Raw genomic sequence first — 25,693 nt, 5'->3', positions numbered from 1 at the left:
CCTTATTTTAATTTAAGATTGCTTAGTTCTTTCTTAGTTGTTTCAAGTTTTTCTTGATCTCTCCTCAATGCTTCTTTTTGATTCTTAATTTGCTTTTCTAAGGCCTTCACCCTACCATCAACCCTTCGATCTCTCTGCTCTTTTGTCAAATTCTTTAATTCTCCTTTATTATCGTGCTTATCTGGGTCTGTTTTGTAATCCTCCAGCTTATCTTCATGTTCTTTGATTGTTTTTTCATGATTTTTAATACCTTTCTCCAGTGATTTAACATCCTTCTCCAAAGATTGAGACTTCTCAGCATTCTGCATTTCCATCAGCCTATGCTGCGGAATTGTGATTTGAGGAGCAAATGTCAAGGATCCTTCGGCGCCTCCAATTTTACTCCAATCAACTTCAATATCTTTAACCTTATCTGCAGCCCGAGTTATTACCGCAGTAAGTCCAACTGCTGCACCTAATGTAACTAAAGCATCTCCTATAGCTGGTAAGGCCAGGAAAATACATGCAGGACATTTCCCATTAGGATCATTATACCTTATCGGATTGTTGTAAGCAAACTGGTATGGCGTCAACATCTCCTGACTGCCTTCCTCGATCCAGGGATCTATTTGTAAGAATCTGCCAATCTGCGGATCAAAAGTTCTGGCATTGAAGTCAAATAATTCCAGCCCTGACCCGTCACTGAACTCTTTTGACTGTAACTCATTTCCATTATATTTTTTACGATTCTCTGGGTAGTTACTCCCCTTCAACGCATTCGAACTTATCCCTGCCATCGTCAGCCCAAAAGGATAATAATGCGCCTCCTCCAGCACCGGCCCTCCGTTATGGGTCACCACCAGGTTATCAAAGTACACATCCTGATTGGTTTCATTACTGGTATAAATATACAGAAAACCACTCTTTTCCATCACCACATCATCTGTGGATAATGTTTGCAGTTCATCTGGAGTGGCAGCTACCTGCTTAATGCCACTGCTCTGATCCACCAGTTTAAACTGATCATCAAACAATACATAGTTCAGGTAAGCGCGAGGTTTGTCTACCATTCCCTGGTCGGGATTTTTCTCGGCCAGCTTACGCAAGTCATTGCCGGTCAGGTTGCTGGCTGGTGTACGATTTGAGGCTACGCTACCGTGGCCGCCATTTCCTGTACTTTCACCGAATGCATTTAGCAGGGAGCTAAGTATTTCCTCTTTGGAAGCATTCTTCTTTTGACCCACTGTTGATTTGTAGAATGCCTTAGTGCCCATTTTAACTGTATCCCCAGCCATTACACGCAGCACCAGTGAAGTGCCTACCTTTTTCTCGGACCCCCCATTTAATTTGGATGCAAATTTGTTAACATTGGAAGTTTCGTCGGTTGGGTAACCTACCGGCAAATCAGCTCTGGTAGTGGCCACATTGCTAAACAACGCTTCTTCAGTCGAGGCTTTGGCTGCTTCCATCGTTGCAGCATAAATAGTTTGGTCATTATGTTCTGTCAATACGGTGCGAACATTACCAAGGTGATCCTTCAGGAAGTAATCATAAATATATAATGGCGCAGCACCCTGCTTATTTACTACCCGCAGCCTGCCTTCTTCATGACTTATCAGTTCCATGACATTATCCTTAAATACAAGACCCGCCAGATAGTCAGTAACAGTAGTTTTTACCGGTGAAACAGTTTTATCAATTACTGTTTTCCGGAGTTTGGCGCCTGCAGCATCGTATAAATAACTGATACTCCCTTTTGTCCCAACAATGATTTCTTCCGGCAGATTAAGGATATTATAATTAATTTGACTGATGCCTTTGTTATTATCACCTATAAGATTACCATTGCTATCATAACCGTAGTCCACTCCGTCGGAGGAAGAATTTTTGAAATCACCCAATGCAGCAGCCGTTCCTCCTAGGTCGTTCACTGACCCCAGCTTGTTGCTGTTACTCATATAACGATACTGCAGGTTATCAATTATTGCAGGAGCACCAGCGACAATACCGTCCTGCTTCATGCTCATGATGTTACCATTGGCATCATATCCAAGATTTGATACCGAGAAATTAACGGAACTGTGCGTCCAGCTGTCAGAAGGACCATTATTCTGCTGGTTGAAATCCGCTGAAAGCAATCTGCTGGCATTATCATATTTATATCCATAGGCCCTTGCTACAGGATCATTAAAACCTCTCCACAGCTGGCCAGCGATATTGCCACTAAATGATGGATTGTTAAATCCATTGTCATATGACAGCGTTTGGCCAAAGTACATGCGGTCACCAGTACCACTTGTCACATATGCTTTGTTCATACCCGTTAACCAACCACGAATGTTATATTCATAGTTCACGGAAGTAAGTGCAATAGCATCGGTACTAATACCCAGGTCTTTTTTTTGCAGCTGACCGTTTGCATCGTAAGTATTTGATAAAATTATTCGCTCCAGACTGGCGTCGTTATTATAACGTTTGGTAACTGTGAGTAATCTGCCCGCAGCATCGTAGCTGTTCCGGGTGATAACATCCATGTTAGATTGTTGCGCACTGGATGGATTAGTATGCTGTTCATGGGTCAGTAATATTTTGCCGGAAAAGTCATACATGGAATGAATTGTATGCTTACCACCGTTATAGTTTTCTTTCGCTATTTCTATGGTACGCCCTTTATCATCATAGTAAGTAGTGGTAGTAAGCCAGTTGTTTGTACCCAGCACGCGGGTGCGCACACCTGTTACCAATCCTTGTGTGTTCAATGCCCTTAGAGGATCAACAGGACCAATTGCATTGACATCTTTATAGGGATTAAAATCAAAACCAACCGGCGCAATCACGCCTGGATAGCTATAGTTATCATAAAAAGTAAAAGTCAATGGGGTCAGTTCTTCTTCACTTATAGCCGGCAACGGATTATTCACCTGCAAAGCCAACTGACCGGTATTCAGGTTGGGATTTATGCTATACTCTTTTTCACCTGTATTACTATCATAACCATCAATCAGCTCAATACTTATTCTTGCTTCATAAAGTGATTTACTCTGATCAGTAGCCATTATCAGGTTATCGATGCCGGCAAAGATGAATTGTTGCTGGCCAGTAGTATTGGTAACCACATTCATACCTGATTGCAACGAAGGGCGATCGGCAGGCACCGTAGGATGATAAACAGCGGTTTCAACCTGCCTGTTTAGCCCATCATAAAAAGTCACCAGCCAGTCTCCTTTACCTCTCATATTTCCATCCCGTGTAAAAACCAGCCGATCGCGTGTATCATAAACCATTTCCACTACGCCAGCTCCCGGAATCTTCTTTTCAATCATTCGGCCACGACTATCATAATTATATTGAAAACAGAGCTCTGCCTGCACGGCGTCAAGGCTCCACTGGCCGACAATCTTTTCCACTGCCAATGGAGGTATAACGGTTCTGAGCTGCCCCAGATCATCATATACATAATAGGTACTCAGCCAACCATCATATGCATTCATATGTTGAGAAGTCTGTTCCACCTTTTTCAGGATCAGAACATTACTGTTGTCTTTAAAACTTGTCACCTTTGCTCCATCTTCATTGATAATAATTTCTTTGTACAATGTACCTGGAGCATAGTATCCGGAAGCGATGGTATTACCATTGTTATTTATTGTCCAGATAACTACCTGGTCAGCAGATTCATTTACCAGATATTGCTGCTCTATTGGATGATTCCCTTTTGTTCTGGCCCAGCTGTTCCCGGCGGCATAAGTTTTTAATTGCCGATTAAGCGGCGAGGCTTCAAATTCAGTTTCACTGTAATAGATGGTATTGTTTTGTGCCGCAGGATACCCCTGGTAAAATTGCTGCTGGTCCAAAAATGGGTTAAGCTTCAGATTACCGTCACCTGTGGTGGAAGTATAGGGAAGATATTTGGTAACTTCTCTGCCAAACTGATCGTAAATAACAGGTGTTACCAGGTCACGCCCCTGCGGGCTAATCCCTTTTACTACTGATTGAAGTGGCCGGCCAAGACCATCTACATAAGTAGTCTGTTCTTTCACCTGGCTTACAGGCTTAGTTCGGTTGCTAACGTCTGCTGCATTTGTGAGTGGGACAGCCGGCTCCCAGGTTCTCACATAATTAATGGTAGGATTTGTATACCCGGCAGGTATAGTCTCCGCAGTCTGAGAAACTGGAGTAATTACTACAGGTTTATTTTCCTGTGCAAGCGATATTATTGGGAATCCTCCAAAAATGAGGGCAAGGATAAATTTATTCACAGTATCAGGATAACTATTATTTGGAAAATAGACGCTTCAACCATTCACAACAGAACGGTTTTTAAATAATACATTTATTGAGTTAAAGGCTGCTGATATTTGTAATCATACTGCTTAACAATATTTCCATGGGCATCCCTTATCAGCTTTAAACGACCTGATTCATCATACTCATAATAAGAAGTACGACCAGCAGGATCAGTTTCGCTGGTAACACCTACTGAAGGCGCATATGTATATGTACTCACCAATATTTTTCCATCCAGACTATTAATTCTGAGCTTGTTCAATTCTTCCCTTAATTGTTGGTCGTTGGCCGGATTCTGTAAAATTGCCTGGTTTAACTGCCCAATAGAGGTAACATAGTTTCCTCCGGATATTTTCGCGACAGGATATTGGTTGTTATAACCCCAGATGTAAACTTCGGCAATGTCATTCACCTTCTGCTGTTCCAGGATATTTCCGCGACTATCATAACTATTAAACGATAACCTGTATTGATAGCGGGGGTCCAGGTTTACAGCTCCGTTAATCGTTGTAGTTCTGCTAAAATTGGTAACACCACTGCCATCATTGAATGTCCAAAATCCATCCTGTAATGGCATGTTGGATTTAAAGGAATTAAAATTCGATTTGATCACCCGCTCATTACTGCCATCGATATCAGTTTTGGCTAACGTATTTTCAATGGTGGCTGTAAGTATATGGCTCTCCAACAGTTTTTTTACACCTGACGAAATGGGATCAGTTCCTGTAATTACCCCATAGTCTCTCGGATAATAATTATATGCAATTGTTTTTGTATTATCGCTATTAACAGTTTCTTCTTTGTTGACCTGTAGTAGAGAATTATAGCTTAATTTCCGTTCCCGTTGCAATTGGCTGCCATTTGAAAAATACGTGGAAACTGTACGGGAAAGCACCTGATCTCCGCATGAAACACTATAACTACCATAGTCAAATAAACTGGTAATGCCATAAGCATAATAGTTGCTGGAACTATTATAATTTTCAGATGCACTAAAAAACTTCCGCACCTTTAAACCAGGAAACATTTCCATATTTGAAACATATTCACTCTCCTCAAATAACTGCGGCTCATATATTCCATTTACATATTTGTAGACTTTTTTAGACTTTAACACTGGCTTTTTCCAGGAAGCATCGAGAGAAACGTAATAAGCAGGATACTTTCGCAGCAAATATTTTGCGCCAGCCCCCATATTTATACAGTCTGCTCCGAATCCATCCATTAGTCCATCATACGCCATATAACTGGAGTTCACAGGATAGCCTTGATAGTAAATAGCCTCAGGTAGTAAGTAATAATATTCAGTTTTTCCATTGTATTCTGCCAGACCATTCACTGAATTGATGCCCCGCGAAGTTTCAGTAACTTTGCTATAGACAACCGGACTTGCAGCAGCCACCGCCAATTCTTCATCAGGGTTGGTTTTAAAGGTGACAGTACGCAGTAACCTAACGTCTGCCTGACTTGGACCGTATAATAGGCAGTCCCCAAATACAGCTTCCGAAATAAACAGATTCTTATTCGCAAGGTCTACCGAAACCTGACCTGTTTCATCATCAGTAGTGCCATACCGGTACTCCTTCATCATTGTTTCATTTCTCACAAGGTCATTAAACCAAATCTTTTTTATTCTGATACCAACATTTTTAATTGCAAGCATCCCATTATTATCATTCGCCCCCCAATATTTATTTGATTCATATTCAAAAGAAGTACTTCCCCCTGTCGGATAGGTTATTTTACTGAGCGTAAAAAAACTAGCATCAGCACCATACGAGTTTCTGTCCGTCATTGTCATATAGGTTCCCAGCGAAACAACCCCTAACTCTCCTTTACAGAGATACAGGGAGCCGAAATCCGGAAACTCATAGTAATTATTGGAGGTTTGTCTATAATAACCCCAATAATCCGCGATCAGACTTCCGTTTCCTGGATAATCCCGGTTAATATAGTTAAAGCTGTAGGTCTGTCCATCGATATCTTTGCTTCCATAAACTATCACCTTATCTAGGAACCGGTGCAGTGCAGTTGAGACATACTGGAATACAAACTTTTTCAAACGTTGACCGGTGATTAGGTTTACTGTAATAGAGTCAATAATGGTGGTATTGGCTTTTCGATAGAACTTCACCACCTCTCTTTCCGTAGTTATATCCATTAATGCCTGTACCTCATATACATTTAGTGGAACACTGTTTAAATTTGCATCTCCGGTTGTATTAGGACACATTCCGTCAGATCCGGTAACTGAGGCCATGGTATACAGTGATTTCCCTGTATTTGAGTTGCTCTCCTGGTAATTTTTATAGTGAAATCGTGCATATTGTCCGAACGGATCCACCATATCAGTCAGCAACCAGGCGGAAGGGGTAATACCTTTTGTAAAGTTAACGCTGGAGTTTCTTTCATATATTACATTACCTCCTGTCAATTCTTTTCCAAAACGGTAGGAAATTCCATTACCATCCTTTATATCAAAATTGGTAATCATCCCCTGGCTGCTCTGCGCATAAGATATTGCATCCAAAGTGGTACTGGTAGTTTTTACCTGTCGCAGCTGTCGGTCGGTAATAATAAACATGCCTGCTGTAGACCCGAGAGAGTAAGAAAACTTATCATACTCACCGTCCAGTGACTGGGCAGCATAGGGAAGGTACATTTCATTATCACGGCCAAATTGCGCCAGGTAAATATCTCTGGTGGCAGGATCAGATATCGAGTTGACCGCATCCAGATTTGCAGGCATAGGAAAATATTCATCCGGCCGACCATACATAGTCCTGGAAATTCTATAGCCGGGTTCAAGTACCCAGCCAACGCCCACCTCCCCGGAGCTCTGACCAAATTTTATTCCGGAGGCATGGTATTTCAGCATAATGGGTATTGACTCCTTACCCACCTGGAGATTATATAATGGTATATTGATTTCAGGAATACCATTGTACAAGGAAACTTGCTGGGTAATGTACTTTTCGAATTCACGGCTTGTAGGTGAAGGTTGCATCACGCGAAGTAAATCTCCGGACTGCGCAAAACCAACACCTGCTATAACTAACAGAAGGTATAGGAGAATTAAATTCTTTTTCATTTATTCACAATATCATTAGTATAAAAGGGATGGGTAAACTACAATTTAAAAATAGAATTTTATCAATTTAATTTAGTGTTTTATAAGAAATTCTTCTCTGGATAAGATTCTAACCAACTCTCCTAAACCTCACCGCAAACATCGTATCCGCTCCACTTCCATACCCCGGAATCACACCGCCTTCTTCTCTTCTCAAATCACTATTTGCTTCAATAAATTCCACTACCTCTTCATTCTCTTTCTTGAACACGGAGCAGGTGATATAAATCAGCACACCACCAGGCTTCACGAAATGTATAACGTTATCGGCTATACGCTTTTGCAAATCCTGGTAACGTTGTATTTCTTCTTTTTTGAAGAAGGCTAAACTCTCCGGTGTACGGCCCCAGGTACCGGAACCACTGCAGGGTGCATCGAGGATAATACCATCGAATTTCACATTCCCCATCGTTCCCGGAAAGGCAGGATTGGTAAGGTCCGCCACGCGCGCTTCATAGTTTTTCACACCGGCGGCAGCGAAGCGTTGCTGCAGGTTTTCGAGGATAGATCTACGTACATCACTTACCAACAACTGTACATTAGGCTCCTGGTCTTTCAGCAGGATGGATTTACCACCACTGGCGGCGCAGCAATCCCACCAACGCTGGCCTCTGGCAGGTTTAAACAACAGGCCTGTTTGCTGACTGCTGGCATCCTGTATTTCATACCAGCTTTTATCAGGAATGAGTTCTTCTATTTTAGTACCGTTCGGTAACGCAAGCGTGGTACGGTTTTCAGACAATTCGTAGGCGATGTTAGCCTGCTTCAGTATCGCCTGAACTTTATCCTGTTTATTATTGCGGATGCGCAGGAAAAAATGAGGTTGATTCAGATAACTTAGCGCAAACCCGTTCGCATCAATACCGGCAGACAACTCGTCCGTAAAAGGGAACAGCTGTTCAGCGGTGAGTTCTCCGGCGCCGCTCAGCTGCAATTTCTCCGACAGCGGTGCAGCTATCTGCTCATTCCATGCCGGCTGCAATTGCGCCAGCAGGTCGTTGGGCTTTTGTTCCGATAAGAAAGTCCCTAAAAGCAGGCGCTCACTTACTTCCATATCTTTCTTCCACCATCCCAGCCGGAAATAATGATATACCAGCTGTGAAATCCAGCGCCTGTCGCGACTCCCCATTTGCGGGTGTTGCTTAAAAAATGCTTTCAGAAAATGGTGCAGCGGCAGCTCGCCTTTGTAGGCATTAATCACTTTAGCGGCTGAAACGAGATAACTTTCCCAACGTGTCATGCCGCGAAGGTATGACTTTCTGCCCTACATGAAAAAGACCCGTGCCATAGCACAGGTCTTTTCAGCAATATTTAGGTGCAACTATTCCAGCAGCTTCTTCAATCCCGCTTCGTAGTTGGCTATTTCAGCGGTCAGGCTCTCCACCAATGGCTTACGGGCACTCTTATCCCCTTCCATAATAATACTCCATCGTACCACCGCTACATCATCATTATCAGGGCGTGACTCCACCAATGCAGTAATAATTGCTTTGGATACTCCCTTTGGCAGCGGGTCCTGGATGTTAAACACAAAAAATTTGTATTGATCATGTACTTGTTCAATCTCATCCGTGCGTTTGGTACCATCCGCAAATACCAGGTCGCGGTAGCTGACTTGTCCCACCGTTCTGATATCTATCTCTTTAATCATTCCATTCGAATACTCCTTGGCCTTTGGCAGGTCGCGGATAGTGCGCCAGATTTTTACCGGTGTACTCTTAATCTGCGATTCATGCAGGTACTCAGGAATGATCTTTTGTGCAGCCTGGATCTGGGCCATGGCAGCCATACTACAGCAGATTAACAACAAGGTAAACAGTTGCTTCATAATCGTTTCTATTACAGGTTTCTCTTAAATCTTATTTTCCGAAAATCTCTTCCAGTTTTTGTGTCAACTCATCCCCGCGCAGGTTAACCGCCACAATCTTTCCTTCTTTGTCAATCAGGAAATTAGAGGGCACGGCACGGATATTATAGGCTTTTGCTACTTCATTTTTCCATCCCTTCAGGTCACTTACATGTGCCCAGGTGAGGCCATCATCTTTAATAGCCTTTATCCAGGCATCTTTGGAATTATCAAGGGATACACCCAGTATCTCCAATCCTTTGGGATGGTATTTCTCGAAGTTTTCCAGCACATTAGGATTCTCCGCTCTGCAAGGCCCGCACCAGCTGGCCCAGAAATCCACCAGCACATATTTCCCTTTGTAATCAGACAGCTGTACAGGATTCCCCTTTGTATCTGCCTGCGTGAAATTCATGGCTGTAGCGCCAACACCGGTTTTACGCTCAATTTCTGCCGCAATGATCATATCCGCCTTCTTACGTTTCGCCTCGGCGAGGTAAGGATACTTTTTGATCAGCTTGTCTAGTTCTGAAGCTATCAGCTCCTTGTCTTTTTGCGGATGTAAATAATCCAATGCATACAGCAGTACCGGCGTATTGGGGTTCATACGCATAAGTAATTTCACCCTTTCGGCCATATCATCGCTCAGCCAGCCATACATGGCAGTAAAGGTGCTATCCAGTTCTTTATTTTTTGCAAACGATGCCTGGTATTGCAACTGCCCATTCTGTATCATAGCCTGGTAGTTACGGTAGGTAATGAAATTAACTTCGTTGATCAGTTTGTTCTCCTCGCTCCCGTCGATGTATACATAAGGAGGATTCTTGTATTTAATCGCAGCAGTGTCGATACCTCTGAAATCAATACGCAGGTTTTCCCTGTTGGCCCAAACAGTCAGTCTGTCTTCCTCAAACTCATTCAGGATATAAAACTGCGGGGTGGAAACGTCCAGCTTATGGCTGTAAGTCCCGTCTGCACGCAGGTGTATGGTATCAATGGTGATACGCTCGTCCCCCTGCTGTTTCTGCACAAGAAATGGAAACTTTGCCTGTTGTTCGGCATCCGGCGGAAATTTGATTTTTCCGCTCACCGTAATGTACTTTTTTGCCTGCTGTGCAGTTGCCGGCAGTATAGCACCAGCAACAAGCAGAACAGCAAGCATCCGTTTACGAAATTGTTTCATGTATGATTGGTTTTTGAATTTATTGCATGCTGGTCATGGGCATGGCAGGAATTACCTTTGGTTCAGCTGCCGGCTTAGCTTCAGCAGGTTTAGTCACCTTTCCTCCAAACAGCGCCTGTAATTGCTTTTCAATACCACCATTTCCGGTTTCATCAAAGCCTATTTCCTTCTGTAAAATTTTACCATCGGGCCCAACAAGGATGGTGGTAGGAACACCGGTGATAGCAAAGCCGCTACCGGAAACATTCTTATCATCCAGCGCCTGTATCCATGGGTTATTTTCTTCTGCCACCGCCTTCAGCCAGTCTGGTTTACTTTTGTCGATGGAGATGCTATAGATCACGAAATTCTGGTCTTTATATTGCTGGAATACCTCCCGCATATGTGGGAAAGATTTACGGCAAGGTGAGCACCAGCTGGCCCAGAAATCAATCAGTACATATTTACCTTTCAAATCACTGAACTTTACTAATTTCCCATCCGGAGCAGGCAGGCTGAAATCCTTTACCTGTTTACCTATGGCGGAATTACGCAATCCTTCTGCAAACTGATGGAATTCGGTAGCCTCTCTGGTAGCCTTCATTTGTTTGGACAGCCCGTTATAGAGTTGTTCCTGTTGCGCTACTGTGGCCATTTCGCGCGCTTCATTCAAACTAAATACGGACGCATATGAGTCAGGATGCTGCTTTACCAAATTTTGTAATAACGGGAGAAGTAATTGCTTTTGCAGCTCATTCTGCCGTTGCTCGAACGCGGCATATTTTGGATTACTTTCTTCCATCCAAACAGCGCCGAATTCGGCTTGCAGTGTAGCCGTCATTTTCTGGTAAGCGGCGGATTTCTGACGGCCATAGGCCAATAGCAACTCCGCGGCTTCTGATCCTTTCACCGCCGACTCCGACATACCTTTCGCCACATCTGTGCTAACCTTATAAGTCACCGGCTTGTCGAACAGAATTCCAAAAGGCACATACATCTGCCTTTCCGCCAGGATATATTCGGGCAATAACATCATCATGGAAGGTGTGGAAAAAGGCACCTTTAGTGTATAATGACCATTGACGATCTCCGCGGAGTCTTTGTAGGTCCGGGAATAGATATACATTTTGTTATGTCCTTTCAGGTCGCCGGTGATATCACCTTCGATCGTGATGGTTTGTGCCATGCTGCCCAGCGACAGCAATACACCGGTTAAAGCACTCAGGGCTTTTTTCATACTTAATCGTTTATTCGTTAACGTTATTTGGCATATCCGGGGTTCTGTTTAATCAGGCCACCGGTAATATCTATTTCATGCTGTGGAACAGGCATAGCAAACTTTTCCGGCAGCAGTAGCGGATTGGGCTGTTTGTTATATCGGATGGCATCAAATCTTGCCAAACCTTCATATGCCATCTCCCGCTTACGTTCCAGCAGAATACGGTTGATCAGCTGTTCCTTGCTGCTGAAATCCGCTATGGTATATACCTTCGGTACCGGATTAATGGAAAACGATCTTGCATACACGGCATTGAGCAGGTCTACCGCGCCCTGTGTAACACCAGCCACCTGTGCCTGCGCTTCTGCCGCAGTAAGCATCACCTCTGCCAGCCGGATCATAATCACATTATCGCGGATATTCATATCCGTGTATTTGGGTATAAACGTACCTGCTTTAGTGCCCAGCAACCGGTCATCACCAACATCGTAAATTGCCAGGAAGTCAGGCAGGGACTTATAAAAGCCATAGGAATAGTAAAGCCCGTTATTATCCCCGTAGTTACTGGTGGCATTATAACTCTCCGGGAAAGCGAAAATTGTTTCTGTATTTAACTGGTATGGAGCAGTACCGGTGGTATTATCCGGCCACATGGCGGCAAATGTTTTTTGCAGACTATATTGTTTGCTGTTCAATACAGCGTCGGCATAACCGGCCGCCCGCTGATAGTTGTGCATGTATAAACAAACCCGCGAAGCCAGTGCGGCTGCAGCGCCGCTGGTAGCCCTGGAAGCCTTGTCCAGCAAAGTACTTCTGGTAGCGGGGAGCACGGCCATCGCCTCGTCCAGATCCAGTAAAATCTGCTTATACACCTCCGCATTCGTATTACGGGCCTTGTTCTGCGAACCATCATATCCTTCAAAGGCATCCAGCATTATTGGCACCCCCATACCGGTACTATTCCCCTGTAAGGCGCCTTCACCGTACATCTGCAGCAATGTCAGGTGGCAATATGCCCGGATAAATTTAGCTTCTGCTATAAACTGCTGCTGGCTGGCTACATCAAATTGGGCATACTTGCCCAATTTGTTGATGATCACATTGGCTTCATTGATAACAGCATATGGCTGCTGCCAGTAAGGATCATAATTCTTATCTCTCGGATCTATCTTCCCTTCCACCAATGCCTGGTCGAAAGAGCTTACAATGTTACCCGTTACATCTCCCAACAAATAAGCATCCGCGCCGCAGGCATCCATCATTTGCAGGTAGGCATCCGCTAAAAAACTTTCGGTGGACTGGCGATCCTTCAGCAAGTCGGCTTCCACCATTGTTCCTTCCGGCTTCAGGTCCAGCTGTTTACCGCAGGACACACCCAGTACAACCAGGCCGGTAACGATTACGCTATATATTAATCTCTTCATAAAAATCAATTTTAAAGTGATGCCTTTACACCTATTCTCCAGGTACGCGGGGCCGCCATCGTCAGCTCATCAAAGCCCATCCCCAACGCAGAGGAACCATTTGCACTCACCTCCGGATCAATGCCGGAATAACCAGTCAGCACAAACAGGTTATTACCTTCCACGAATACACGCAGCGAGCGTAACGACTTCACCGATTTCAACATCCGGGTGAAATCATACGTCAGGGTAAGACTACGGAGCTTGATGAAGGAAGCATCTTCCAAAAACCGGTCACTCTGGCGGCTCAGCGTATAATCATATGAAGCACCGAAACTACCGGATGCATAATTAGATTTATTAATCAGCGCCGGGATATCCGTATTTTGCCCGGCATATTGCCAGTAGGCCAGCAGCTCCGGCGACAGATTCCAGGTATTATTGGAACTGGCAGAACTGCCCATGTAGCTATACTGCGCCGCTTTAGCGCCATTAATAATTTTATTACCCGCGGAGAAAGAGAAGAAACAGTTCAGCTCAAAGGACTTCCAGGAAACCGTGTTACCGAGGCCACCAAAAACAACCGGCATGGCATCTCCCTTGTATTCCCGCTGCAGGTATGGCTTATCTGTATACTGCTGCTGAATCGGCGTTTCGGACGATTTACCACTTTTATCTATCCACAGTGGCTGCCCGTTCTGCGGATTGATTCCACCCCACTGGTAGAGATAATAAGCAGTGGCCGAATGTCCCACTTTCCAGAAGCGGCCACCATCCTGTTCATTTTGAACAGCCAGTTCATCCTCATTAATTTTATGCAGCCGTACCACTTTATTTCTGTTGGCAGAGATGTTAAAATTGGTATTCCAGGTCAAGGATTTGCCTTTGATATTTTCACTGCTGATACTTAGCTCTAACCCTGTGTTAGTAAGATCTGCCAGGTTCTGCTTTTGTACGGAGAAGCCCTGGAAATAAGGCAGCGCAGAGCTAACAATCGCATTGGTAGTCTGGCGGCGGTAGTAATCCAGTGTAGCAGTAACAGCGCTGTTAAACACGCCGAGGTCCAGCCCTATATTCCACGTGGTAGTTCGCTCCCAGGCCAGGTTAGGATTAGCTGGTTGTGAAGTACCAATAGCGGTAACAGTACCATAGCTGGCGCCATAGGTATTTACCACGTATTGTCCCTGATTACCGTAATAGCCATTACCACCGTCACTACCGGTAAAGCCTACACTACCGCGCAGTTTAAGTTGATTAAGCCAGGCATTGCCTTTCAGGAATGCAGCTTCGCTGGGTACCCATCCCAATGCAAAAGAGGGAAACCCTACATAGCGGTGATTGCGCGAAAATCTGGAAGAGCCATCCAGGCGATAGGTAACACCAGCCAGGTATTGATTTTTATATTGATAGTTGAGTCGCCCAAGGAACGATACCTGCGCCCATTCCTGTTGCAGGGAGGTCACCACTCTTTTATTTTTGGCAGTGGCGATACTCAACATTTCATCATTTATAAACTGGTCGCCCACCACTGTGGTCACATCTTCCACTGATTTTTCAAAACTCTGTCCCAGCATGGCACTGATGCCATGTCCGCCTTCCAGCAGTTTGTTGATGTCCACGCGGTTGTTGACTACCATTTTCCGAAGCTGTTGTTGCGTTTCGGTGGCCATGCCGCCAACTGTTTGCGGGCGGTCTATCACGCGGCTGTACGCGCGGGAGTTAATCCAGTCTGTCCCAACATCTGCATGTACAGTAAGCCACGACAGCAGCTTCAGATCGGCGAATACGTTACCAAGCACACGACTGTCAGTAGAATAGTTTTTTCCGGTGGTAGCCTGTCCTACCGGATTTGATACTGTTTCCGGACCGGTAGGATTATTGCCGTAGCGCCAGTTAAATTTTCCAACACTGTCATAAATACCGATGTTGGGGGCTTTCAGTATAGCATCCCGGTACACCTGCTGTGCATTGAGCGCATTATTGTTAGCCTGATTCAAACCTACGCTCACGCCTACTTTCAGCGCCTTTGTAAGTTGGTTATCGAAATTTACACGACCCTGGTAACGGGTAAAATCATTGTTTATGATATAGGCTTCCTGCTTGTTGTAGCCGAGGCTGACGTAATAATTGCTTTTATCGGTGCCGCCGCTCATTGATACGTTTGCATCTGTTCCGATGGCGTTGCGCACTACTTCATCCAGCCAGTTGGTGTTTACTCCTTTTGGGAATTTGTAGTTAGTGGGAATATACCATCCGCTGGAAGCTTTGCCTATGGAGTCTTTCAATTGAAACAGGCGGTTGTAGAAATCCGCGTACTGATCGCCAGTCATCACACCGGGTAATTTCCGGGGGGTGCTGATGGAACTGCTTACCTGTACATCCACATGTGCAGTACCTTTCCTTCCTTTGCGGGTGGTGATCAGGATCACACCACCAGAGCCCCGGGAGCCATAGATGGCAGTAGCATAAGCATCTTTCAATACTTCAATAGACGCAATATCATCGGGGTTTAAAGTGGCGAGGGGATTTTTTTCAAAGGTAGTGCGGGGACTATAATCGTTAGCCACCTGTGTACCACCGTAGGAGAAGCCTTGGGAGGAACCTTTGCTGTAATCCACTGTATTCAGTGACTGGTCGATTCCGTAAATGGGCACGCCATCTACTACGATCAGCGGTGTATTTCCATTTGGGTTCAGGGTGCTGATACCGCGGATGGTGATATTGCTTGCGGCGCCTGGTACGCCACTGGAAGGCGCGATGTACACACCGGGTAGTTTGCCTACCATGGCCTGATCTACCGAAATAGGCAGCTGGCCGCGTTGTTCATCGGCCCGGAAAGTGCTGACTGCACCGAGCAGCTGGCGGCGCTCCTGCACGCCATAGCCAATGACTACGGCCTCGGATAAACGGGAAGATTGTACATCCATATTCACCGGCAGACTGATGAGTGCGGCGGCTACACGCACGGCAGGCTTCAGCAGCTGCTGATAGCCGATGGAGGAAAATTGCACGGTATAGGTACCGTGTGGTACGCTTAATTCAAAAATCCCATCAGCATCCGTAATGGCAGTGTAGTTAGTGCCGGTGATGCGCACCGTAACGCCGGGAATGGGATTCGCCGAGCCGGATTCCAGGCACCGGCCACGGATCTTGCCGGGCATAGTTTGCGCTGCCTGCAACTGCATTGCGGCAGGTGCGAGCGACAAAATGATCACTCCGTTCTTCTCTTCAAAAGTAAGACTGGTATTGGCTAATAATCCGTTCATTACTTTATGTAGTGTTTCATTTACAAAACGCAGGCGTGATATCTTCACATCTGCTAATTGTTGCTGGTCATATCCAAACGATAGATGGTAATTTTTTTCAAGCTTTTTAATACATGATGCAAGTGATTCGTTTTCGAAAACAGCAGAAATGCGTACCTGCTGTAAATGTTGGCTGCTGGCTGTTTGCGCCGATAATAGGACAAAACTCCCCAGTGAGATCACTGTTAGTACTACACGCCATCTTATCAAGGCGTGTACGAACGCCTGCTTAAGCGATTTTTGCATATCTTTGGTTGATTTTAGAATTAACTGCACAGTGTGCAAATCATTGCAGACTAAAAGCCGTACCTGCGTCAACAGGTGCGGTTTTTGTTTTTTTAGAAGACAATACTTCTCCAGGGATGATGGTTACTTGTTCATCCCGGTGAAAAAAAAGATGTGGTGGTTTATGTTATTTGTGAATAGTTATTTCATTGCCATTCATTTCATATTGCAGTGGATGAATACCACTTACAATGTCTAATACCTGTTGAATAGTTAGTTTATTGCTGCATCTGAGTGTATATTCGTCCTGCTTCATTTCGGCCGGATTGTAGCGGATCTTCACCCCATACTGGTTTTCCAGCGTAAGTGCCAGTTCTGCAAAACCCACCTGCGCAAGTGCGATCCGTCCATCCATCCATTCATTTACCTGATCATTGCTTACCGTTGATTTCATGTATTGCTGTGCAGATCTGCTGAAGGTAAGCTGATCATCTGCACTGAGCACATCCAGGCCCTTTTGCTGATGCAATATCTTAACCATGCCCGTTTTTACGGTTACCTGTGTTTCATCGAGGAGAGGGTGGGCTTTTACGTCAAAAGAGGTGCCCAGTACCTGTACGTTTATTTCGGTAGTATGGACTTCGAACGGATGCCTGGCATCCGGATGGATATCAAAAAAGGCCTCTCCCTCCAATTGTACTGTTCTTATTTTGCCGAAGGTACGCGGGTATTTGATGGTGGCACCCGCATTGAGCCATACCTTAGAACTATCGGGAAGCAGGAACGATTTCATTTGGCCCGGGCCGGCAGTAGCCAGCAACATTTCATGTGCCCTGCTGTATTTATAATAATAAAATCCTGCGGTAAAAACCACGCCCAGCAACACGGCAGCAGCCACCCAATACCTGCGGTAGAAAGGTATTGCCGCGGCAGACTGATGAATGGCAGCATGAATATCCGATAGCATATCCTGCTGTATTTGCAGCCTATCTGCTTCATGGCTAAACACCTGTGATGCAGGTATTTCCTGTGCATCATACCAGGATTGCAGCCACGCCAACTCCTCCGGAGTACAGGTGCCGGTATCAATACGGGATAGAATTTGTGCTATTTTTTCCTGCTCTTTCAACGTTCAGTATCCATTTGCTTATAGGTATGACACGCCTGCGAAGCAGGAGTACCATATCTTCACAAAAAATATTTTATTTTTTTAGCGATAGAAGAGCAATTGTTCGCGGATGCGGTGGAGTGCCAGTCCCAGCTGGTTTTTCACGGTTTGCCTGCTGAGCGAAAGTTGGTTGGCGATTTCATCTAACGACAGGTGATCGCGGCGGTTCAGCAGGTAGATCTCCTGCATACGTTCCGGCATAGCTGCCACGGTGGTAGCAATTACCTGTTGCATTTCGTTAAGTAGTAACGGGCTGTCGGCCTTTAGCAGGATGGCCGGTGGCAGCTCTGCAAATACATCCAGGTGTTTTTGGTAGGTAGCCGCATTCCGGATATGATTGAGTACCCGGTATTTAAGCGCTACATGCAGGTAGGAGGCAAGTTGTTCGCGAATCTGTAATTCCTTTCGTTTTTGCCACAGGGCAATAAATACCTCCTGTACACAGTCTTTGGCGTCTGCGTCCTCTCTCAGTCTCGCATAGGCGGCAATGTAAAGCTGCTCCCAGTAGCGATGATATAATTCATCAAAAGCGGCTTTATCATCCTGTACCTGCATACGCTCCAATAAAGCGATATCCGATAGTTTCAATCACAAAAGGTTTCTGCATAAATATAAATAAATCGGATTCAAAATTGCAAGTACGCATAAAAAAGCGGCTGTTTCAGATAATGAAACAGCCGCTTTTTGTATAAAACTTTTGATAATACTTAGAGTTTCAGCAGTGCTTTCAGCGGATCTTTACCGAACAGCAGTTGTTCAGGATTTTCCAGCATTTCTTTCACGCGAACAAGGAAGCTAACGGACTCGCGACCATCGATGATACGGTGATCGTAGCTCAGGGCGATGTACATCATCGGGCGGATTACCACCTGGCCATTTACAGCCATTGGACGTTCCTGGATTTTGTGCATACCGAGGATAGCTGACTGCGGGATGTTGATGATTGGTGTACTCATCAGGGAACCGAACACACCACCATTGGTGATAGTGAAGGTACCGCCGGTCATTTCCGGAATGGTTAATTTATTATCACGTGCTTTGGTAGCGAGGTTCAGTACTTCTTTTTCGATACCGGCCATGTCCAGGCTTTCGGCGTTCCGGATAACCGGAACTACCAGGCCTTTCGGTGCGGATACGGCGATAGAGATATCGCAGTAGTCGTGGTACACCAGCTCTTCGCCATCGATGTAGGCATTTACAGAAGGGAACTCCTGTAATGCAAAACAACAGGCTTTAGTGAAGAAGCTCATGAAGCCCAGGTTCACTTCGTGTTGTTTCTTGAATACCTCTTTATATTTAGCACGCAATGCCATGATTTCGGTCATATCTACCTCGTTGAAGGTAGTGAGCATAGCGGTGGTGTTCTTCGCTTCTACGAGGCGGCGGGAAACCGTTTTACGCAGGTTGCTCATTTTCTCGCGACGTTCGTTGCGGGTGAACATTTCCTGACCGATCGCTACGCCTGGATTTTGCAGGGCAGCATACACATCATCTTTCACGATTTTGCCGTTAGCACCGCTACCTTTGATGGTGGCTGGGTCTACGTGCTTGTCGGCAATTACAGCCGCAGCTACCGGGGTAGCTTTGATATCATTAGGGATGCTGGTTACAGGTGCGTTTTGTACCTGTGGTTTTGCTGCGGGTGCAGGAGCTGCCGGAGCGGCGGCTGGTGCTGCTTTACCCGCAGGGCGTGCAGCAGCGGTATCTATTTTGCAGGCAACATCACCGATTTTCAGGGTGTCACCTTCTTTTGCTACAAGTATCAGTTTACCTGCTTCTTCTGCATTCAGTTCGAAAGTTGCTTTCTCTGATTCCAGTTCGCAGATCACCTCGTCGCGCTCTACGTAATCACCATCTTTTTTAGTCCATTTCACCAGGGTTACTTCGCTGATGGATTCGCCTACTGTTGGCACCTTCATGTCAATTACCCCTTTGTTTACGGCTGGTGCTGCTGGTGCTGCTTCCGCTACAGGTGCCGCTGCTGGCGCTGCCGGAGCTGCTGCTGCCGCTGGTGCAGAAGCCGCTGGTGCTGCTGCATCCGTATCGATGGTGCAGGCAACATCGCCAATTTTCAGCGTTGCTCCTTCAGATGCATTAGGAGCAATTTTCAGGATACCTGCTTTTTCAGCATTCAGTTCGAAAGTAGCTTTTTCAGACTCCATTTCGCACAATACTTCGTCCTGCTGCACATAATCTCCATCTTTTTTCAACCATTTCGCAATTGTTACCTCGCTAATTGATTCGCCTACCGTAGGGACTTTGATTTCGATAACCATATTTTATCAGTTGATGGTGAAACCTGCTATTAAGGTCAGGCTGCATTTTTTACATAAGACCTAACAGATAACAGCAGGCATCTGTTTTATTTCGTTGATTATTTTATTAGATGTTAAAAGCGGTGTCAATGATCTGCTGCTGTTCGCGGGCATGCACTTTAGCATAACCGGTAGCAGTGGATGCACTTGGGTTGCGACTGATAACACCGTAGTTGATCTGCTTCAGGTTCATTTGCAGGTAAGATGCAGCGCCCATGTTCAGCGGCTCTTCCTGTACCCAGAAGAAGGTAGCTCCTTTATATTTGGCAGCAATATTTTCCAGTTGCTTTACAGGCAGTGGATACAGCTGCTCCAGACGTACGATCGCCACATCCTTGCGGTCTTCTTTGGCCTGTTTGTCGCTCAGATCAAAATACATTTTACCGGTACACAGCAATACTTTCTTCACCAGTGATGCGTCCTGGATAAATGGATCATCCATTACTTCCTTAAATCCACCGTTAGTAAATTCTTCCATGGTAGAATAAGCACCCGTGTGACGCAGGTTAGCTTTCGGAGAGAAGTTGATCAGTGGTTTACGGAACTGCCAGTTCAGCTGACGACGCAGCGCGTGGAAGAAGTTAGCCGCCGTAGTAATATTGGTAATTACCATGTTCTCTTCTGCACATTGTTGCAGGAAGCGCTCTGGACGTGCGTTGGAGTGATCAGGTCCACCACCTTCATAACCATGAGGCAGCAACATCACCAATCCATTCTGCGTAGTCCATTTCTGCTCTGCACTGCTGATATACTGGTCAATTACTGTTTGTGCGCCGTTTACGAAGTCGCCATACTGCGCTTCCCAAACCACCAGGCTGTTAGGGTTAGCCATGGCATAACCATATTCAAAGCCCAGTACGCCATATTCACTCAGGAGAGAGTTGTATATTCTGAGTTTACCTTGTTTTTCTTTCAGGTCGTTCAGACGGTTGTAGGTCGCGTTGGTATTTTCATCGAACAGCACCGCATGACGGTGGGAGAAAGTACCGCGTTTCACGTCTTCACCGCTCATACGCACATCTTTACCTTCGATGAGGAGGCTGCTGTAAGCCAGCAGTTCACCGGTTGCCCAGTCAACTTTACCTTCTTCCTGGTACAGTTTAATTTTATCCTGTAACAGTTTGCTCACTTTACGTAAAGGCACGAAATCAGCAGGCCATTTCATCAGGCCGTCGAAGAGGAGTTTGAAGTCCGCTTCGTTGATGGAAGTAACGGGCGACTGATCAAAATCCGCCGGGGTAGCCTTGCGGAGTGCCTGCCACCATTCCTCTGGTTTCTGGTTTACATAAGGCAGCGGATGTTGTTTTACTTCATCCAGGCGTGCCTGCAGTTCGTCCCAGAACACCTTTTCCATATCTTTTGCCAGTGACTGTGCTTCGGCATCGCCGTTTTGCAACAGGAACTGCGTATAAACTTCGCGTGGGTTCTGATGTTTGTCGATCAGGGCATAGAGAGATGGTTGAGTAAACTTAGGCTCATCCCCCTCGTTATGGCCATGCTTACGATAGCATACCATATCGATGTACACATCTTCATTGAACTCCTGACGGTAGCGTGCTGCCAGCTGGGATACTTTTACCACTGCTTCGGCATCATCACCGTTTACGTGGAATACCGGAGCCTGAACAATGGAGGCTACGCTGGTACAGTAGTCAGAAGAGCGGGCGTCATCGAAATCGGTCGTGAATCCAATCTGGTTATTAATCACAAAGTGAATGGTACCACCGGTGTAGTAACCTTTCAGTTTGCTCATTTGAGCTACTTCATACACGATGCCTTGTCCTGCTACGGCCGCATCACCATGGATGAGGATAGGCAGGATTTTGTCGTAGTCGCTGTCGTAGATCACATCAGCCTTACTGCGGGAGAATCCGATTACGATTGGGTCTACCACTTCCAGGTGGGAAGGGTTAGGCATCAGTTGCAGATTTACCGGTTTACCACCTGCGGTATTTACCTGGGAGCGGAAGCCGAGGTGATATTTCACGTCGCCGGAGCCCATGGTCATGTCAGGGATAGCCAGGCCTTCAAACTCGTTGAAGATCTGCTCATAAGTTTTGCCGAGGATATTTGCCAGTACGTTCAGGCGGCCACGGTGAGCCATACCGATAACGGATTCCTGTACGCCATATTCGGCGGCTACATTAATCATCGCATCCAGTGCCGGAATAGTGGATTCTCCACCTTCCAGACCAAAACGTTTCTGACCGATATATTTGGTGTGGAGGAATTTTTCGAAAATAACACCCTGGTTCAGCTTTTGCAGAATACGGCGGCGTTGTTCCGTGGAAAGCGGGTTGTTCATGGCGGATTCAAATTCTTTCTCCATCCATTTTGCTTTCTCGCGGTCATTAATATATGTATACTGGATACCTACAGGTCCCGCATATACTTTATTAAGGAATGCCAGAATGTTCGTTAACGTGGTTTTACCGAGGCCCAGGAAAGTACCTGAGTAAAATTCTGTGTTCAGATCCGCGTCAGTGAGGTCGAAATTGGTCATTTCCAGACCTGCTTTTCTGTCTTTTCTCTCACGGATGGGATTAGTTTTAGCGATCAGGTGGGCTTTCTTGCGATAAGCCTGGATCAGGCGGTATACGCCTAATTCTTTTGCCAGCTGGTCGTTCGTCACCGGCGCTGACCCACCTCCTGCTGCCGTTGGCGCTGCGGGGCCCGCCTTGCCATTGGCGTTGGATACTGCAAAATCAAACCCTTCAAAAAATTTCACCCATTCTGGGTCGACGGAATTAGGGTCTTTGCGGAAATCCTGATATAAAGATTCTATGTAAGCAGGATGCGAGTTGGTGACAAATGAGAAGTCCTTCATTTACAACGAGTTTTGCTGATCTTCAGTTCAAATACTTTTCTGTTGAGTCCCTCATTATATAGGTAGATGTCCCACATTATATAATGTATGGGATTGCAAATATCGCTCGTTTTTCATTACCGAGTATGTAAAAAATTAGAAAATAATAAGATGATTACCTATGCACAACATTAGAGTCAATCACTTATATTTGCACCTTTAAAGACGGCGAATAAATTTTTGTATTGAATTGAGAAAAGTATTACCTTTGCCGTCCGAAACTTGAAATTTGAAAAATGGCAAACCATAAAGCAACGAAAAAAGACGTACGTCAGAGCAAAAAGCGTAATGAGCGTAACCGTTACTACGGTAAAACTACTCGTAATGCCATCCGTGACCTGAAAGCAGTAACTGAGAAAGCGACAGCGGAGAAGGATTTTACTGAAGTAGCTTCCATGATCGACAAACTGGCTAAACGTAACGTCATTCACAAAAACAAAGCTGCAAATCTGAAAAGCAAGCTGGCGAAGAAAGTTAACACTCTCGCCTAATTGCCTCAGTAACAATATTTACAGCTCTTCCTCACAAGGGAAGGGCTTTTTGTTTTTTTAGTCTGTTTATATAGAGATAAAATATATACGTATGCCAGATTTTGCTCTTCCTATCAAAAAACTCATGATTTCAGGCATTTTTGCCCTGTTTACCCTCCCCTCCTTCGCTCAGCAACTCCTGACCCGCTATGAACGCACCAACGGCAAGGAAACAGCCACCTACCGCGAGGTAATCGCGTACTATCAGCAACTCACCAAAAAATACCCCCAGATAAAAATGCTGGAAATGGGAAATACCGACGCCGGCTACCCGCTACACCTCGTTATCTATAGCCCCACTAAAGACTTTGACTTTACATCTCTCCATAAAAAAGATAAACGGGTCATACTCATCAATAACGGTATTCACCCCGGCGAACCCGATGGTATCGACGCTTCCATGATGCTCCTCCGCGACCTCGCCCAAGGCAAAGCATCCATCCCGGATAATATCGTCCTCGCAGTGATTCCCGTATATAATATTGATGGCGCACTCAACCGTACCACCTTTTTCCGGGTAGACCAAAACGGACCGGATGCCTTCGGCAGCCGCGGAAATGGCCAAAATCTTGACTTAAACCGCGATTTTATAAAGGCTGACTCCCGAAATGCCCTCTCCTTCCAACAAATATACCACCTCACCGATCCGGATGTGTTTATAGATAACCATGTCAGCAACGGCGCCGACTACCAGCATATCATGACTTTACTCGCTACCCAGCACGATAAACTGGGCGGCGCAATGGGTGAATATCTCAATAAAACTTTTACACCCACCCTATACCAACTCATGAAAGAAAAAGGGTACGACCTCGTACCCTATGTCAACCACTTCGGAGAAACACCGGACAGCGGCTGGGTAGAATTTGACGACTCCCCACGCTACTCCTCCGGTTTCACCACCCTCTTCTATACCTTCGGCTTTGTGCCGGAAACACATATGCTGAAACCCTATCCACAACGGGTACAGGCTACTTATGCCCTCATGCAGTGCTTCATTAAATTCACCTCCGACAATAGCAGCACCATCCGCGACCTGCGCAACGCCACTAAAAAAGCCGTGCTCACGCAATCGCAATTCCCACTCGACTGGCAGTTTGATATGAGCAAATACAGCCGGATCACCTTCAAAGGCTACACCGCCGGACACAAAGCCAGCAATATCTCCGGTTTACCGCGACTCTACTACGACCGCACCAAACCCTATACCCGCGAAGTGAAATTTTACAACTTCGCCAACGCCACCAATTTTGTGAATAAACCCAAAGCCTACATCATCCCTCAAGGCTGGTGGCCAGTGCTGGACCTGCTGAAAAACAATAAAGTGATCATGCAGCCGCTGCCAAACGATACTACCATCTACGTTGCTACCTACCACATCACCGATTATAAATCCTACACCAGACCCTACGAAAGTCATTTCCCGCATACAGACGTGAAAGTAACCACCACCCTGGATTCCATTCGCTTCCGCAAAGGAGATTTCTATATCCCGATGAACCAGGTCGCCAACCGCTTCCTTATCGAAACACTGGAGCCCACCGCAGGTGACTCCTACTTCGCCTGGAATTTCTTCGATGGCATCCTCGGACAAAAAGAAGGTTATTCACCCTATGTGTTTGAAGACACCGGCTATGAATGGCTGAAACAACATCCGGAAGCACAAGCGGAATTAGAGAAAAAACGCGCAGCTGATACTGCATTTGCAAATAATGGGGCAGCACAGCTGAAATGGGTGTATCAACAGTCGCCGTATGCGGAGCCGGAGTATATGAGGTATCCGGTGTTTAGGGTGGAGTAAACAGGCTATAGCATTAAGGCTATAGCATTAATTTAAATAATAATAAATAAGGTTAAAGCCTTAAAATATTTTTCATATTTTAAGGCTTTAACCTTATTTTTGTCTAAATATGGCATCCTCGGACAAAAAGAAGGTTATTCTCCCTATGTGTTTGAAGACACCGGCTATGAATGGCTGAAACAACATCCGGAAGCACAAGCGGAATTAGAGAAAAAACGCGCAGCTGATACTGCATTTGCAAATAATGGGGCAGCGCAGCTGAAATGGGTGTATCAGCAGTCGCCGTATGCGGAGCCGGAGTATATGAGGTATCCGGTGTTTAGGGTGGAGTAAACAGGCTCTATCATTAAGGCTATAGCATTAATTTAAATAATAATAAATAAGGTTAAAGCCTTAAAATATTTTTCATATTTTAAGGCTTTAACCTTATTTTTGTCTAAATAAATGCGGACACTCA

Annotated in this window: 15 protein-coding genes; 3 read left to right on the top strand and 12 right to left on the bottom strand. The window is 45.4% G+C overall.

The window, feature by feature from the left end:
* Nucleotides 1-2 precede the first annotated feature (2 nt).
* From KW844_RS29500 to KW844_RS28065, 12 genes are all read right to left on the bottom strand, one after another.
* The gene (locus KW844_RS29500; RefSeq protein ID WP_218380100.1) at nucleotides 3-4,094 is read right to left on the bottom strand and encodes a DUF6443 domain-containing protein; all 4,092 of its coding nucleotides are present in this window, start codon (nucleotides 4,092-4,094) and stop codon (nucleotides 3-5) included.
* A gap of 218 nt (nucleotides 4,095-4,312) precedes the next feature.
* Nucleotides 4,313-7,357 (bottom strand): RHS repeat domain-containing protein, encoded by a 3,045-nt coding sequence (locus KW844_RS28115; protein WP_218380099.1) that lies wholly within the window; start codon nucleotides 7,355-7,357, stop codon nucleotides 4,313-4,315.
* A gap of 109 nt (nucleotides 7,358-7,466) precedes the next feature.
* The gene (locus KW844_RS28110; protein WP_218380098.1) at nucleotides 7,467-8,636 is read right to left on the bottom strand and encodes an RsmB/NOP family class I SAM-dependent RNA methyltransferase; all 1,170 of its coding nucleotides are present in this window, start codon (nucleotides 8,634-8,636) and stop codon (nucleotides 7,467-7,469) included.
* An 81-nt stretch (nucleotides 8,637-8,717) separates the two neighbouring features.
* Complete coding sequence (locus tag KW844_RS28105) at nucleotides 8,718-9,224, bottom strand: hypothetical protein (RefSeq protein WP_218380097.1); 507 nt, start codon at nucleotides 9,222-9,224, stop codon at nucleotides 8,718-8,720.
* 31 nt (nucleotides 9,225-9,255) lie between these two features.
* The gene (locus KW844_RS29205) at nucleotides 9,256-10,425 is read right to left on the bottom strand and encodes a peroxiredoxin (protein WP_255578673.1); all 1,170 of its coding nucleotides are present in this window, start codon (nucleotides 10,423-10,425) and stop codon (nucleotides 9,256-9,258) included.
* A gap of 19 nt (nucleotides 10,426-10,444) precedes the next feature.
* Complete coding sequence (locus tag KW844_RS28095; RefSeq protein ID WP_218380096.1) at nucleotides 10,445-11,641, bottom strand: AhpC/TSA family protein; 1,197 nt, start codon at nucleotides 11,639-11,641, stop codon at nucleotides 10,445-10,447.
* A 23-nt stretch (nucleotides 11,642-11,664) separates the two neighbouring features.
* Nucleotides 11,665-13,047 (bottom strand): RagB/SusD family nutrient uptake outer membrane protein, encoded by a 1,383-nt coding sequence (locus KW844_RS28090; RefSeq protein ID WP_218380095.1) that lies wholly within the window; start codon nucleotides 13,045-13,047, stop codon nucleotides 11,665-11,667.
* An 11-nt stretch (nucleotides 13,048-13,058) separates the two neighbouring features.
* Entirely contained in the window at nucleotides 13,059-16,577 is a 3,519-nt protein-coding gene (locus KW844_RS28085) for a SusC/RagA family TonB-linked outer membrane protein (RefSeq protein WP_218380094.1), read from the bottom strand.
* A 166-nt stretch (nucleotides 16,578-16,743) separates the two neighbouring features.
* Entirely contained in the window at nucleotides 16,744-17,685 is a 942-nt protein-coding gene (locus tag KW844_RS28080; RefSeq protein WP_218380093.1) for a FecR family protein, read from the bottom strand.
* Between the two features lie 81 nt (nucleotides 17,686-17,766).
* Entirely contained in the window at nucleotides 17,767-18,312 is a 546-nt protein-coding gene (locus tag KW844_RS28075) for a sigma-70 family RNA polymerase sigma factor (protein WP_218380092.1), read from the bottom strand.
* A gap of 119 nt (nucleotides 18,313-18,431) precedes the next feature.
* Entirely contained in the window at nucleotides 18,432-20,000 is a 1,569-nt protein-coding gene (gene odhB, locus KW844_RS28070; protein ID WP_218380091.1) for a 2-oxoglutarate dehydrogenase complex dihydrolipoyllysine-residue succinyltransferase, read from the bottom strand.
* A gap of 106 nt (nucleotides 20,001-20,106) precedes the next feature.
* Nucleotides 20,107-22,866, bottom strand: a complete 2,760-nt coding sequence (locus KW844_RS28065; protein ID WP_218380090.1) for a 2-oxoglutarate dehydrogenase E1 component — start codon at nucleotides 22,864-22,866, stop codon at nucleotides 20,107-20,109.
* Nucleotides 22,867-23,141: 275 nt separating this feature from the next.
* On the opposite strand from KW844_RS28065, the gene rpsT reads away from it, so the two are divergent.
* From rpsT to KW844_RS28050, 3 genes are all read left to right on the top strand, one after another.
* Nucleotides 23,142-23,396 carry a 30S ribosomal protein S20 gene (gene rpsT, locus KW844_RS28060; RefSeq protein WP_218380089.1) on the top strand — a complete coding sequence of 85 codons (255 nt, stop codon included), beginning with the start codon at nucleotides 23,142-23,144 and terminating at the stop codon, nucleotides 23,394-23,396.
* A gap of 91 nt (nucleotides 23,397-23,487) precedes the next feature.
* Nucleotides 23,488-25,236 carry a M14 family metallopeptidase gene (locus KW844_RS28055; protein ID WP_255578672.1) on the top strand — a complete coding sequence of 583 codons (1,749 nt, stop codon included), beginning with the start codon at nucleotides 23,488-23,490 and terminating at the stop codon, nucleotides 25,234-25,236.
* A 99-nt stretch (nucleotides 25,237-25,335) separates the two neighbouring features.
* The gene (locus tag KW844_RS28050; protein ID WP_218380088.1) at nucleotides 25,336-25,569 is read left to right on the top strand and encodes a hypothetical protein; all 234 of its coding nucleotides are present in this window, start codon (nucleotides 25,336-25,338) and stop codon (nucleotides 25,567-25,569) included.
* The last annotated feature ends 124 nt before the right edge of the window (nucleotides 25,570-25,693 follow it).

This window comes from Chitinophaga sp. sic0106, from assembly GCF_019219075.1.
Classification (GTDB): Bacteria; Bacteroidota; Bacteroidia; order Chitinophagales; family Chitinophagaceae; genus Chitinophaga.
This window is presented reverse-complemented; position numbering and strand designations above follow the sequence as displayed.

Excerpts from the sequence above, each read along its gene's own strand:
- KW844_RS28115 (WP_218380099.1), bottom strand. The coding sequence starts at position 7,357 with ATGAAAAAGAATTTAATTCTCCTATACCTTCTGTTAGTTATAGCAGGT.
- KW844_RS28110 (WP_218380098.1), bottom strand. The coding sequence starts at position 8,636 with ATGACACGTTGGGAAAGTTATCTCGTTTCAGCCGCTAAAGTGATTAAT.
- KW844_RS28105 (WP_218380097.1), bottom strand. The coding sequence starts at position 9,224 with ATGAAGCAACTGTTTACCTTGTTGTTAATCTGCTGTAGTATGGCTGCC.
- KW844_RS29205 (WP_255578673.1), bottom strand. The coding sequence starts at position 10,425 with ATGAAACAATTTCGTAAACGGATGCTTGCTGTTCTGCTTGTTGCTGGT.
- KW844_RS28095 (WP_218380096.1), bottom strand. The coding sequence starts at position 11,641 with ATGAAAAAAGCCCTGAGTGCTTTAACCGGTGTATTGCTGTCGCTGGGC.
- KW844_RS28090 (WP_218380095.1), bottom strand. The coding sequence starts at position 13,047 with ATGAAGAGATTAATATATAGCGTAATCGTTACCGGCCTGGTTGTACTG.
- KW844_RS28085 (WP_218380094.1), bottom strand. The coding sequence starts at position 16,577 with ATGCAAAAATCGCTTAAGCAGGCGTTCGTACACGCCTTGATAAGATGG.
- odhB (WP_218380091.1), bottom strand. The coding sequence starts at position 20,000 with ATGGTTATCGAAATCAAAGTCCCTACGGTAGGCGAATCAATTAGCGAG.
- KW844_RS28065 (WP_218380090.1), bottom strand. The coding sequence starts at position 22,866 with ATGAAGGACTTCTCATTTGTCACCAACTCGCATCCTGCTTACATAGAA.
- rpsT (WP_218380089.1), top strand. The coding sequence starts at position 23,142 with ATGGCAAACCATAAAGCAACGAAAAAAGACGTACGTCAGAGCAAAAAG.
- KW844_RS28055 (WP_255578672.1), top strand. The coding sequence starts at position 23,488 with ATGCCAGATTTTGCTCTTCCTATCAAAAAACTCATGATTTCAGGCATT.